The organism is Novacetimonas pomaceti (assembly GCF_003207955.1).
Classification (GTDB): Bacteria; Pseudomonadota; Alphaproteobacteria; order Acetobacterales; family Acetobacteraceae; genus Novacetimonas; species Novacetimonas pomaceti.
Genome location: NZ_NOXG01000007.1, coordinates 1 through 13,703 on the forward strand (window position 1 = coordinate 1; position 13,703 = coordinate 13,703).

Annotated in this window: 8 protein-coding genes and 1 pseudogene; 2 read left to right on the plus strand and 7 right to left on the minus strand. The window is 62.8% G+C overall.

Going from position 1 to position 13,703, the window contains the following annotated elements; translation table 11 throughout:
- Positions 1 to 103: 103 nt before the first annotated feature.
- Positions 104 to 1,393 (plus strand): annotated as a pseudogene (locus CFR71_RS08220) (OprO/OprP family phosphate-selective porin); the annotation flags it as partial.
- A gap of 185 nt (positions 1,394 to 1,578) precedes the next feature.
- On the opposite strand, the gene CFR71_RS08225 reads toward CFR71_RS08220, so the two are convergent.
- From CFR71_RS08225 to CFR71_RS08260, 7 genes are all read right to left on the minus strand, one after another.
- Positions 1,579 to 2,307 carry an aspartyl/asparaginyl beta-hydroxylase domain-containing protein gene (locus CFR71_RS08225; protein WP_338042933.1) on the minus strand — a complete coding sequence of 243 codons (729 nt, stop codon included), beginning with the start codon at positions 2,305 to 2,307 and terminating at the stop codon, positions 1,579 to 1,581.
- A gap of 447 nt (positions 2,308 to 2,754) precedes the next feature.
- Positions 2,755 to 4,047, minus strand: coding sequence for a haloacid dehalogenase-like hydrolase (locus tag CFR71_RS08230; RefSeq protein WP_110529967.1), 1,293 nt, complete (start codon positions 4,045 to 4,047; stop codon positions 2,755 to 2,757).
- Positions 4,044 to 6,068 carry a phosphocholine-specific phospholipase C gene (locus CFR71_RS08235; protein ID WP_110530193.1) on the minus strand — a complete coding sequence of 675 codons (2,025 nt, stop codon included), beginning with the start codon at positions 6,066 to 6,068 and terminating at the stop codon, positions 4,044 to 4,046. Before CFR71_RS08235 ends, CFR71_RS08230 begins: the two co-directional genes overlap by 4 nt.
- Positions 6,069 to 6,106: 38 nt before the next feature.
- Positions 6,107 to 8,476 carry a TonB-dependent receptor gene (locus CFR71_RS08240; RefSeq protein WP_110529969.1) on the minus strand — a complete coding sequence of 790 codons (2,370 nt, stop codon included), beginning with the start codon at positions 8,474 to 8,476 and terminating at the stop codon, positions 6,107 to 6,109.
- A gap of 652 nt (positions 8,477 to 9,128) precedes the next feature.
- Positions 9,129 to 10,772: a carbohydrate porin gene (locus tag CFR71_RS08245; RefSeq protein ID WP_110529973.1), complete on the minus strand. Its 1,644-nt coding sequence runs from the start codon at positions 10,770 to 10,772 to the stop codon at positions 9,129 to 9,131.
- Between the two features lie 458 nt (positions 10,773 to 11,230).
- A complete protein-coding gene (locus CFR71_RS08250; RefSeq protein WP_110529976.1) occupies positions 11,231 to 12,412 on the minus strand; it encodes a low temperature requirement protein A in 1,182 nt (393 codons plus the stop codon).
- A 306-nt stretch (positions 12,413 to 12,718) separates the two neighbouring features.
- Positions 12,719 to 13,240: a hypothetical protein gene (locus tag CFR71_RS08260; protein WP_110529985.1), complete on the minus strand. Its 522-nt coding sequence runs from the start codon at positions 13,238 to 13,240 to the stop codon at positions 12,719 to 12,721.
- 97 nt (positions 13,241 to 13,337) lie between these two features.
- Here CFR71_RS08260 and CFR71_RS08265 point away from each other — a divergent pair, with 97 nt between their 5' ends.
- A complete protein-coding gene (locus CFR71_RS08265; protein ID WP_110529987.1) occupies positions 13,338 to 13,703 on the plus strand; it encodes a cupredoxin domain-containing protein in 366 nt (121 codons plus the stop codon).

The window sequence follows — 13,703 nt, forward strand, 5'->3', positions numbered from 1 at the left end:
GCATCGGGTTTTCTTATAGCTTACGAAAATTTCTTTTGTGCAAAACAGACTTTTTCATAATCTAACCCGATGTACAACCCTTCTGTGAGATTTCCGCGTCGATTCCTCGTGGAAGTCGTTCCGCGCCGCGACGGAAAAGGAAGAAAGCCTGCATTTCGGCGGCATGATGGTCGGCTTCCCCGGCGGGCGCTTTACCATTTCGTCCGATGACGGCGCCTATGCCGTGCAGATCGGCCTGGCGTTCCACGAGGATGTCGGCGGGTTCATGGGCATGTCCCCCCGCGCGGGCGAGACGAAGGGCCTGTTCCCCGGACTGACGGAAAATGCGCGCCGGCTGCGTATTCCCATCTCCTTCCGCTACAAGAACTGGATCGCGAACATCACGCCCGATTTCGGGTCCGGCAGCGCCGACGGCTCGGTCACGCTGTATGAGGCGAACCTGAATTACGCCGGCATCCACAACACGGTGCTGACCGCCGGTTACTTCCAGCCGCGCGTGACGGAAGAGGATTCCGAAAGCTCCAACGAATTCGAGATGATGGAACGTCCCGCCATCACCGACATCGTGCGCAACATCGCCGCAGGCGACGCCCGGTTCAGCATCGGCGGCCTGCATTATGCCAAGCGCTGGTGGATCGCGGGATACCTGACGGGCCAGACCTATGGCAACCGTTCGTCCTCCACCAATCCCATCAGCGACAGCCAGACGGGCGCGACCTTCCGCGTCGCGGGACGGCCTTACGTGTCGCGTGACATCGACGTGCATGTCGGCCTGTCGGCCATCAGCGCGTTCAAGGTGAACGAAGGCGCGCAGGGCCGCGTCTATTCCCCCAGCGAGGCGCCGGAGGTCAACCTGACGACGACCAAGCTGCTGAGCGCCACGGTGGGTGATGCGGGCACTGTCTGGTCGGCCGGTCCCGAACTGGGCTTCCGGTGGAAGCGGCTGGTGCTGAAGGGCGAATATTACCACATCGGCGTGCAGCGCAAGGGCGGGGCCGACACCGGCAACATGCCCGCCACGAACTTCGAAGGGTATTACGGCGCGGCCAACTATACCCTGTTCGGCAAGGGACGCGCCTACAACATCAAGGAAGGCGCGTTCTCCGCCCCCGGCGTGGAACATCCCTTCGACCCGGTGCACGGATACTGGGGCGCGCTGGAACTGTCGGCCCGTTACAGCGTGGCGGACCTGAACAGCAACCTTGGCACCGCCAGCGCGGTGCGTGGCGGGCAGCAGACGGTATGGTCGGCGGGACTGAACTGGTATCCCAACCGGCATTTCCGCTTCATGCTGGACTTCAACCACTTCATCGTCACCCGCAACAGCGAACTGTATAACCTGATGGGCCGCGACGGCAATTCGGTGGCGGGCCGCCTGCAGGCCGCGTTCTGATCCCTGCGGCCACGCATGGCCTTTCCCATCCCGCGTCCGCCGCGATGGGGAAGGCCAGTCCGGTCATTCCTTGAAATTTCAAAAGTTTCCGGGGGCCGCCTTTTATCTGAAAAGGCGGCGTCCTTTCGAAGCTTTTTGCAAAAAGCTTCACCAAAAAACCTTTATTTTCTGTCTTCAGCCAGTCCCTAGGCCGGGGCGTGGTGGCGGTCGGCCTGATGGTCGAGCTGGCGCTTGATATCCTGGACGAAGCGGGAATGCCTGACGCAGAACAGGAAGAAATTCTGGATCAGCCTCGCCACGCCCCGGCACGGGCGCTGCACCTGGATCAGCAGGATATAGCGGTCCTCGCTGGTGTCGTTCCAGACCTCGTGATTGTACATGTCATCGAACATGAAGGAATTGCCGTTTTCCCACGAGATGACATGCAGCCTGTCGGGGCCTTCGATGTTGATGTGGCAGTTCGCGCGGTCCGTGGGGGCCTGCAGCGCAAGGTGATAGGTCAGCATCCCCTTGGTCATGCCGTAATGGCGCGGGATGTGGCACCCGGCCTCCAGCACGGAAAAGCACGCCGTCACCAGATTGGGAATCCGGTCCAGCAGCGACGCCGTAAAGGGCGCGCGGGCACAGTTTTCGGCCCGGCGGTATCCATACCCCTCCAGAAAGAAGGAACGCCACCGCCTGTCGGCCGCGATCCGGCCGTGATCGGGCGAAATTTCGCCAAGCGAGGGGATTTCCTGCGTGCGGATGCGCACCGCCTCGTCGCGGATATGTTCCCAGTTGCGTTCGAGGACATCGATCCACGGGAAATAGTCTTTTTCGATAATGGCCTGATCTGGCAACAGCGAATGACGCATGATGAGCCGGTCGATCTTCGGGCGCAGATCCTTGCCGATCTGGAAGAGGGATTTGCGCACGAAAGGAACTTTCCACCCTCTATCACTCAGTTTCATGACTTTCCTTCAATGTTTCTGCGGACATGCCGTCGCGCTTCCGGATAATGCCCGGACAGGCCGTGTCCGGGGGCATGGGACCCACCTGTCGCTGGATTGTGGCCATAACGCAGGAACATGCGAAATGGATGGTGGATACATAAGGTAATTTTCGGGCGGATGTGGGGCGCGGCACAGGATAAAGCAATATTAATTGCAGGTGCGGCATATCAGGATTGAACCTGATGCAGATGTTGAGGGGAATATCACGTCCTGTCGACGTGGATATTCCGTGCGTCCGGCGCACCATATTCATCGCGGGAGTTTTTTGTGAAGCGTTTTGCAAAAAGCTTCATCACGATGCCCTATTTTCCTAGGAAAAGGGCACCCTGAAACTTTCATGCCTTCTACCGGTTCCCCGGAATAGCGATGCTATGTCGCGCGCACGGGTCCCGACAACTGCGCCACGTCATGGCCCAGCGGGATGGTCTGTTCGGAGGGACGCCATTCGCCGGTATTGCCGTCGCGCCCCTGCAGGACGAAGCGCGGCTGGTCCGACGACATCTGCGCGACCGCCCGCGCCGCCAGAGTACCGATCGGTCCGGAGGAAAGCCGGTTGATGATGAGGCCCAGCCGCGTGTCGGGAAACGCCGTCAGCATGTCGTAATCGCCGCTGCTGTCGCCACAGACCAGCAGGGGGCCCCGGCCGTGCCGCCGCGCCAGCGCCTGGCGGATCGCCCGGACCTTGCCCGCGTGATAGGTCACGGGCCAGTGCGGCGCGGCCCCCAGGCCCAGCCGCCCATCGGGCCACTGCATGCGCACGCCAAGGACATTGGCGCGCGGCAGGTCATAGCCGTAATCGGGATCGGTGGCGAAGACCGCCACCACCTCCTCCAGCGAGGCGGAGCAGACATACACCTCGATCCCCGCCGCGCGCAGCACCGACTGCAGGTCCGCGATTTCGGGTGACAGGCGCAGCCCCATCCGCACGGGGCGGGCGATGATGCCCGCGCGGCCGGGGCGCGTGGCCGGCGTTATCCATGTCTCGCGCCGGATGGCCTGTCCCAGGTGCCACGTATTCGACGCCCGCGCCAGCGCGGCAAGGCCCGTCGCGTCATATCCCGCCAGCAGCCGGATGATCCAGCGGCACGCCACCTCCCCATCGCATGTCGCGCTGATGGCGTCATAGGCGTACACCAGCTTGGAACGCAGGCTCAGCAGGGCCGGGTCGTCCGGCGCGGGCGTGCGCCCCCGTGTCGCCAGCGTGGCGTAATCCGCGCACAGGTCGGCATGCAGGTCGGCAAAGCGCACGTCGTGGCCATCGACGGTGCGAAAGGCGGAAAACGTGCGATGCGGCACGTCGCGCGCCGTCGCCTGCGCAAAGGTTTCGACCGGCATGGCGAACAGGAAACGGCTGGCGGTGTAATGCAGCAGCGTTTCCTCGCAATCGCCCGTGATGCAGGTATTGTCCCAGTCGAACACGGCATAGGGCGGACGGGCCGGGTCATAGGCGGGGCTGGCGCTGCCGTGGGCGGCGATCAGGTTTTCCATCACCCGGCGCGTGCGCGGCGCCCATTTCAGCGGGGCGAGCCGCCCGCACCCTGCCGTGGCGGCGCGGGCGGACAGGGTCGGGGCCATGGTGGCCGCAATGCCCAGCCCCATGCCCAGTCCCATGCCAAATCGCATACCCAGCCCGAGGGCACCGCGGCGGCCAAGAAACGTCATGCCTGTATCTGTCCCATATGTGGATCGGTCTGACTTGGTCTGCCATTTTCCATGTGTCCGGCCAACCGCACGATGGCGTGCGCGTGGCGCAGATCGTGAAGGATCAGGTCATACCAGTGGTCATGCGCCGCCGCGGGCCATGTCGCCTCGACCGTGTTGCCCGGCGGCAGCACCAGCTCCCGCATGGTCCCGTCATACGCGTCCTCGACCCGCAGCCTGTGCGTTCCCGTCCCCTGATGGCGCAGCGACAGCACGATCATGTCGCCCGCCGGGTCGTAACGCAGGGTCGCCTGTGGCAGGTCCGCGCCGTGGAACTGGCGGAAAAACCCGTTCGGCCCGTGCACCGTCATCGGCTTCGCGCCATGGGTGGCCACGCGCACCGCCATGGCGGTCCCCGCCGCCAGGGTGTAATGCCGCGCGCCGCCTGTATCGCGGATCCGCAGCACGACGCCCTGCGCCCCCGCATTCGCGATCCGCAGGCTGTCGGCGCCGACAAGGTCGGCCTGCATGTCATAGGGCAGGGCGCGGGCGGGGCGCTGGCCGCTTTCCTGCCGGGGCAGGGCCTGTCGGGCGGGAATGACGGGCTTGGGCAGCTGGCACGATTTGCGGGTGTCGGCCAGGTAGGTTTCGGTGCGCGGCAGTTGCGCGACCCACCGGCGGTCGGCCTGCGCGAAGTCGAAGATGGAGGTCATGTCCCCGCACACGGCGCGTCGCCACGCGGTGATGTTGGGGGCCGCCACGCCAAAGCGCGCCTCAAGGAAGCGCAGGACGGAGGTATGGTCGAACACCTGCGAATTGACCCATCCGCCCTTGGTCCACGGGGACACCACGATCGCGGGCACGCGCGGGCCCAGCCCGACCGGAATGCCGTCGAAGGATTCGCCATCGGTCGGCACCGTGCCCGCGCCCTGCGTTGCGTCCAGCGCGGGGACGGGCGGGGGCACATGGTCGAAAAAGCCGTCATTTTCATCGTAATTGAGGATGAAGACGGTTTTTGCCCACACGTCGGGATGGCGCACGAACACGTCCATCAGCTGCGATATCAGGTATTCGCCATATCCCGGCGGCGCGTCGGGATGTTCCGACAGGGCGGCGGGCGGCACGATCCATGACACCTGCGGCAGCGTGCCGCGCGCGACATCACGTTCGAACGCGGAGATGAGGTAGCGTCCCTCCGACTCCTGCCGGTTTGCCGCGTTCGATCCCGCCACGATCATGCGCCCGCGACGGTACGCCCACGATTTGCGGTCGATGTTGCGGAACCGCGCGAATGACGCCAGCGGGTTGTCGCCGAAATTGTCATATTCCTGATAGACCTTCCACGACACGCCCGCCGCCTGGAGGTTTTCGGGATAGGTGGTCCAGTCAAAGGGCTGGAAATCCGCGCGGTCATGGGCCATGTCCGCCGACCAGTTGCCGTCATCGACATTGCGGATCGCCTGCGGGCCCGCGTTACCCACCGCCAGCCCGTTGGTCCCGGTGAACAGGAACAGGCGGTTGGGGTTGGTCGGCCCGAAGATGGAGGCGTGATAGGCGTCGCAGATCGTAAAGGCATCGGCCAGTGCGTAATAGTACGGGATTTCCGCGCGGGTGAAATGCCCCATGGTCATGGGCGTCTTGTGTGGCACCCATGTGTTCCAGTCGTTCCATGCCGCCTGCGTGCCCTTCCAGCTGTGGTCGAGGCTTGCGATGCACGCGGCCGAGGTCTGGGCGGTGCTGAGCGCAAACGGCATGACGCGCCCGCCCCTGCCGTCGGGCTGTGAAAAGACGCTGTGGCCGTCGGGGCATGTTTCCGCGCGCGGGTCGCCATATCCGCGCACCCCCCGAAGGCAGCCGAAATAATGGTCGAACGACCTGTTTTCCTGCATCAGGATGACGACATGTTCCACGTCGCGTATCGTGCCGGTGACCCGGTTGGGGGCCACCGCAAGGGCGCGTTGCAGGTTGTCCGGCAGGGCGGCGCCTGCTGCCGCCGCCGCGCCGAATTTCAGGAACTGCCGGCGGCTGGACGAATTGGGCATGGCGGTGTCATCCGTGGCTGTTGTGGTGCGCGACAATGTCAGAAATGTTTGCGCAGGGTAAAGAACACCATGCGCGGCGCGCCGGCCTGCAGGGTCTGGAACGTGCCCTTGGGGTCGGAAACCTCGAACCCGTTGCTGCCGACCGTCGCGACATAGCGCTTGTCAAACAGGTTGGTCACGTTGATCTGCGCATCCAGCCCATGCAGCGCCCAGTTGTGGCTGTGGAAACGGTAGCCGAGGTTGAGGTTGAAGATGTCGTTCGGCTTGACCCACTGGTCATTGGTATAGGTATAGGTGCGGCGTCCCTGGTACTGCATCTGGAAATTGCCCCAGATGGTGCCGTCGTCATAGCTGACCTGCACGTTGGCAAGGTTGCTGGGCATCGCCACCACCTGCTTGCCCTTCGTGCTGTAGGTCACGCCCCCGGTGGTCAGGTTGTCGTCATAGCGTGAGTCGTTGAACGAATAGGACGCATAGACCGACCAGTTGTCGGCAAAGCGGTAATTGAACGCAGCATCGATGCCGCGCGCGGTCACGCCCCCCACGTTGGTCAGGACGGAGGGATTGCCCTGGATGCCCACGCCCTGCGTGATCGACAGCAGCCGGTCCTCGAACTCCACGTAATAGCCGGTCAGGGAGGCCTGGATGCGCTTGTTGTGGAAGCGGTAGCCGATTTCCTCGCTATACGACATTTCGGGGTGGATCTTGTTGCGGATCGCGGCATATCCCGCGACCGTGGTCGCGAACGGGCTGGTCGCGCCGGTGGAGGAGTTGTCGAACGCCGCCATGTTGCGCGAGAAGTCGGCAAAGATTTCGTTATTGTGGTTGATGCGGTAATTCGCCCCGATCTGCGGCAGGAACCCGTTGGCCGAGGTGATGGAGCCCGACGCGTAGGGGTTGGCTGTCGGCGTGCCCATGTAATTGCCCGACAGGGCCTGCGCGGTATTGTCCACCACCAGCGACTTGAACCCGTAATTGAGCTTCAGGCGTGGGGTGATCTGCCATGTGTCCTGGATATGGAACTGATAGGTCCGGGTGTTGAAATTGCCCTGCCACTGGGTTTCAAAGGCATCGTTGCCGAACCAGTGCACCGAACTGCCGGTATATTTGTCCATGCCGAGGGGATAGTAACGGCGGGCCTGTTCGAAATCGTTGTTTTCAAACCAGAAGCCGCCTTCGATCGTGTGGTGGCCGATATTGTAGGACAGGCTGGCGATCAGGCCCTCGCGGTGGATGTCATATTCCGTGGTGCGCGTCGAAAGCGGCGATCCGCCCAGCGACGCCGGCGTGGGGGTATAGGGCGTGACCCATACGCCTTCGCCCGTGTTGGTATGGCCGTAGAAGGTAAAGGCGCCCTTCAGCCGGCTGGTGATGTTGAAATCCAGCTTGCCATAGCCAAGGATGTCCTGACGCAGCCCGGCGGAGTTGTAATAGGACTGGTCCTGGTTTTCGATGCCCGCGGGCATGGCGGTGCCGTTCTGGTACGCCGTGGCGATCCGCTGCGCCAGCCCGTAATTGCCGGTCACGTTATCGACGTTGTACCCCTTGGTATTGATCAGGTGCAGCGACAGGTCCTGGTAATCGTTTTCCGCGCGCTGGCTGTAATCGCCAAACAGCGTCAGTTTGACATGGCTGCCCAGTGGCTGGATGAACTTGGCGTTGGCCTGCTGCTGCTGCTGGATGCCGTCGCCCTTCCATTTGTTCGCGTCCTGATAGTCGTAGGAAAGGTACAGCCGCCCGCCGCCCTTCATCGTGCCGGTATTGACCCGGGCAAAGGTGCGCCATGTGCCATACGACCCGACGGTGCCCGCGACATCGACGCCGAACTGCTTCGTCGGGTCGATGGACGTGAACTCCAGCGCGCCGCCAAGGTCGTTCGACGCGGCGACACCCACCGCCCCGGCCCCCTGCGCCAGCGTCGCGGGACCGTTGTTTTCCGTCTGCAGCGCGCGCCCGATCGAAAGCCCGTTGTCATTGCCATAGGCAAGGTTGCCCAGCGGGACGCCATCCATGGTGAAGCCAAGGCGGCTCTGGTCGAAACCACGGATGATGATCTGCTGCGACCATTCATACGATCCCAGCGGGTCCGATGACGTGAACATCACCCCCGGAAGCTTCGACAGCGCCTTGAGCGGGCTGGTGCCCGGCGTGGTCTGCTGGATGTCGGTATGCGACAGCGTCTGCGTTTCACGCGCGGCGCCCGCGCCCAGCACGATGATCGATTCCGGCTGGGTCGCGCGCACCGAATCCGCCTGGTCCGCCGTTTTCCGGCCTGCTGTTTTCGTCGTAACAGGGCGCGTGGCGGCGGTCGCGGCCGGGGTGGCCGTTGCCTGCTTCGCATGCCGCGCGGGCGTCGGGGCGGACGTCGTATTCGCGCCATGTGCGGCATGGATGAGCGCGGAACTCATGCATGTTGTCAGAAGAAGAAATTTGCTCTTTTTCATGCAGCGTGATCCCTCGTGAAGAGGCCCCGGTTGTTTCGATCGGTGATGACGCTGCGCACCCTATGTTTCGGGTTTCAGGGTGTCTCGTTATATTTTGATGACACTCATGTTACATTATTATGACACCATGTCATCACATATATACTTTGCCGTTATTTGGTATTTTGCGAAACGGTGATGGCGGTTTTCAAAGTCAACCGTCCCCTGTTTCCACAGGGTGGCGTGTTTTCACGACACGGTCCGCCGCCAACGGGCGCCCAGTATTTCCCAACCCGTCAGGATGGCGGCGAAAAAGGGCGTTGCGTATTTACGCAACCCATCCCGGATTCCTGAAAATTACAGAATGACAATGAAAATACCCTGTCCCGTCGCGATGCCGGACAGCATGCATCCGCGCCCGTCATGTCGCGGCATGCGGGAAATGCGGGATGGACATGAAATGGAAAAGCGTTGATGGGATCAACGGATATTGGAAAACATCATCCCTGTTCCGCGCGATGTCCTTCGTGGTGGGACAGGACGGCGCATGCGATGTGTTGTTTCCGGGCCATAGGGCGGGTGAAAACCGCAGGCGCCCTGCATGGCATGCCTGTCGCGGCCCCCGTTCGGGCGGAATTCAGAAATTGATGTTCGTGTGGATTCCGAAAATCGCTTCGTTGCCAACGCGCTTCAGGCCGCTGGTGTAACGCGGGTCAGGGGTGCCCCCCTGCGGGTGCCAGACGTACTGGAAATCGGGCTGCAGCACCAGCCACGGCGTTACCTGCGCCTGATAGGTGACCTCCAGATGGTTTTCGTTGCCCGGCACCATCGACCCCGCCGCGCGGTTGTACTGCCGCCAGCCCGAACTGGACCGGCCGATGCCCCAGCCCACGCCCACCGTGTCGTTGTCGCGTCCCCTGAACGGGGCCTTGAGGTTGATGCCCGCGTCGATGGCGAAGCTGATGAGGTTGCGGTCGCCGCTGTTGCCGGTGGCGCGCGCGAAGACGCCCACCGATTGCGGCGATGTCAGCGACGGCCGCCACAGCATCTGGTCGATGATGCCATAGACCATCCAGTTCCCCCGGTCCCATCGGGGATAGCCCCCCTGCGCGCCAAGGGAGCCGCCCTGCCGGTTATAGCGGTAATCGGGGAATCTCGCCGTATCGTAAAAACCGCCGAGCTTGTAGATCCCCGGCAGGCCGGGATTTTTCGTGGCGTGCGTCATGTCCTCCGGCTGCGGGTTGAGCGCGTATTGCAGTTCGGTGATCAGCAGCGCGCCAGTGCCCATGTTGAAGCGGGTGCCGCTGCCGTCATTGGTGGTCTGGTTCGTCGGGTCGGCCGTATTGCCGCCATCCTGGATGCCAAAGGAATTGTACCGGTTGCCCGGCGGGTTGTCGTCTGCGGCGGCGAACATGAAGGTAAAGGCGTCGGTCGGCCGGTAACGCAGCCGGATCGCGGGGGAGGAAAGCGGCCATGACGGCCCCCCGCCATACAGGTTGACCGAAGGCGCCATCGGCCAGCCGAAATTGGCGTTGAGGTAGAGCGATCCGTAATCGCTGATGAGGAATTCGGTATCGAGGTCCTGCTGCCCGATTTTCACGTCAAGCTTCCCGTTCAGGAAGGACTGCTGGTACCACAGCTCGAACAGGCGGGTGGAGCGGTCGGCCTCGAACCCACTGATCGGGTTGTAGTTGTAAAGATGACCCTGCGAGATCGAACGGCCGCGCGTCTGCAGCGCGCTGACGTTGAACAGGCCGCCCCGCAGCCCGAACAGCTTTTCAAGGTCCACCGTCAGGGTGGGCGCGGTGACCGCGTCATAGGCCGGGCCGGTGCCCGACCCGCGGCCGACATCATTGCCGCTGGGCGCGCCACCGGTCGCGTTGCCCCACAGCTCCTCCACATCCTGAAGGTTGAAGGTGATGCCGTGTTTGTACAGCCATGGCCGCAATCCCCCCATGTCGCCCAGCAGGTTGCCGCTGGTGTCCAGCGCGCCGCCATCGCCTGAGCCGGCCGGGGCCTGCGACTCTTCCACCGTCACGATGTCGGTTTCATTGACGGCGGGGCCGGAATTGCCCAGTTCGCGGCGTTCCTTCTGGATTTCGGTGGGGGGAATGTCCTGCGCGCGGGCGATGGCGGGGATGCCATGGCCCAGCAGGCCGAGAACCATGCCAATCAGCGCCAGGACCGATGGGCGAAGCCTGCGGTGCGTGGTGGCGGGGGGGCGTGAAACGATATGGCCGCGCGATTCGGAAGGCCGTGCCGTCGGGCTGGATATCGCCATCACTGTGCTGATTCTCCGGTGGATGCCAGTCTCATTCGTAATGAGAGTGATTCGCATCTACAGGGCATTTCCTGTTATGACAACCCGCCGGATGTCATTTGTGACTGGATTGTGTTCGGAAGAAATATTTCCCGGCCATGCCGAATCTAAGGGGCGGAGCAACAGGGACGGGTGCGATCGTGACATCCGGGATTGCCTGTCCATGGTGGATAACCAATTGAATATCATAAGGAAATACGGGATGGGGGCAGATGTTGCGGACTGGCCGGGGCGCAATGGCGATGGATCGCGCCTTTCACGCCCGCAGGGGTGGATTGCGGTGATGTGTGTCAGCAGGCGCGGGTATCGCGATGGACAGGGCGGTGGCCGTGCTGTTGGCCGGCCACCCGCCGTCCTGACCCGACCGGGCGATGCCTGTTTCGCCATCGCCCGGTCCGGGGGGCGTCACATGCGGGCGTTCAGATGCATGCCCTGTTGCGGGGGATTTTCCCGGAACACAGGATGCTGATGATCAGGAAAAGCGTCGTTTCGCAGAATGCCAGCCCCCACATGGGAAGGTCCTGCCCGGCGAATCCCGCCACAAGCAGCACGCCGGCGCCCACCACCTGGCCCGACATCAGGCGGCGCGTCGCAACCCAGCGATAGGCGGTGCTGGCCAGAAGGTAGAGCACCGGGCCAAGCGTCATGACCAGCGCGGGTGCGCCCCGTGCTTCCTCAAGCGGGTTTTCCAGCAGCAGGTCCATGGCAACCGCGGTGACGATGATCCCGCCGATCAGGACGACATGCAGGTAATGGAAATACGCGCCCATCCGCCCCGGGTCAGGGGAGCTGGTGATGGCGTGCTCCGCTTCCTCGCTGGAGGTTTCGAAATAAAGCCACCACATGGCGATGGTGCACAGGAAGCTGGCTGCGAAACCGCCCAGTTCGATCGATGACCAGTGCTCGCTCTGCGCAAGGGAAAGGCCGGAGGCCATGATCGTTTCACCCAGCGCCACGATCACGAAAAGCTGGCAGCGTTCGACGATGTGGCTGCCTGAAATGGTCCAGTCCGATGTGTGCGACCGCCCCAGCCCCGGCAGCCAGAACCCGAACATGGGCGAGACATATTCACATGCCACGCCCACAGCCCACAGCGGCACGCGTGCCTGTGGCGGGGCCAGGCCGCCGGCGATCCAGAAGCAGGCGGCCACGATGCCCCAGCCCAGGATGCGGCGGTAATTGGGGGCCAGCGGGTGGGATGCCGGCAGGCTGCATACGACAAAGGCGGAACGCCCGACCTGCATGCCGGCGTAACACAGCGCAAAGGCCAGTCCGCGCGCGCCGAATGCCTCTGGCGCCGCGGCGCCGCAGACAAGGGCCAGCGCCATGGTCAGGAACAGGACCCCGCGCAGGGCCGGCACGCGCGGATCGAACCAGTTCGTGACCCAGCCCGTATATTGCCATCCCAGCCATGCCGCGAACCACAGGATAAGGGTCTGCATCCCGCCGGTCGGCGTCAGGTGGTGCAGCAGGCCATGACTGATCTGGGTGACAAGGAAGACATAGACCAGGTCAAAAAATAGCTCCTCGTTCATCACGCGGGCATTGTCCGCGCCCGGTGGCCGCATGAGGGGATGAAGGGGAGCATCCTGCTGGGTCATGAAAGGCTCCGTTGGATGGAAACGTGAAGTGACAGGCCGGATTGGAGGCCGTTTGAAAAGGCAGGCCCGATAATACCCAGAAATCGTAAAGGTTTTTGGTGAAGCTTTTTTCAAAAAGCTTCTGGAAACGCCGCCTTTTGGGGAAAATGCGACACCCGGAAACTTTTATTGTTTTTTATCAACAGCCTGTTTCCAAGCTGTCTCTTACAGGATGGGGCGGGGGATTGCACCATATCCCGGGCGCCGGAATGGAAACCGGGTTTCCTTATGCAGGGATGCCGTGTCGATCACAGGCCCGCCGGGGCGTCACCCACGCAGGAAAACCTTGGGCACGCCTTCGCTGTTGAGGCACGACATGATGATGACCCCGGTCCACAGCGCCAGCGAAATGCCCGCCCCCGTGCGTGCGCGCGTCAGGCTGACGGCCTGTCCGCGCAGGGCGGGGATATACAGGCGGTTGTGGCAGATCGCGGCATTGACCAGCGCCAGCGTCATCAGCAGCAGCTTTGGCGACAGGTAGCCACGGCTGCCGATATGCACCGGGTCGTAGAAGAACAGCAGCACGCCGGAAACCATGGTGACGGCGAACAGCCAGTGCATCCACCAGAATGCCAGCCGCGCGACGATGGCGCGTTCCGCGCGGTAATCACGGCGCATGAGGGACAGGTCAAACAGCACGTCCATGCCGAAAAAGACCGCCATCGCAAGAATGTGTACCAGTCGGACAAGATAATGGACGGGCTGCATCCAGAAATGGAACATGCGGCTGTCGAGCGCCACAAGCAGGTCATAGGGCAGCCGCATGAACGCCAGGGGATGGGAAATCATAGGAACCTCACTTGCCGTGAAGGGGGCTGTAGCACATCCGGTTGACAATGAGAATAAGTCGCATAGTATCGCGCCAATAGCGGAGTTCACGACTGACATGCGCCACGCGACGCCCCTCCTGTCATGTGTCGGCCTTGCCGTCCTTGTCCCCGGCTGGGTCCCCGGCTGGCCTGTTGCGCCGGCACGGGCGCAGGAACCCGTCCACCTGATCGTCAGGGACCATCATTTCGTCCCCGATCACATTGACGTGCCCGCCGGACAGCGTTTCCTGATTTCCCTGACCAATCAGGACGATACGACCGACGAATTCGAAAGCTATGACCTGAAGTTTGAAAAGATCGTCGTCCCCGGCGGCACGATTACCGTGCATGCGGGGCCGCTGCATCCGGGGACCTACAAATTCTTCGACGATTACCATCCGGATCAGGCGACCGGCACCGTAACCGCCACGCAGGGACCATAG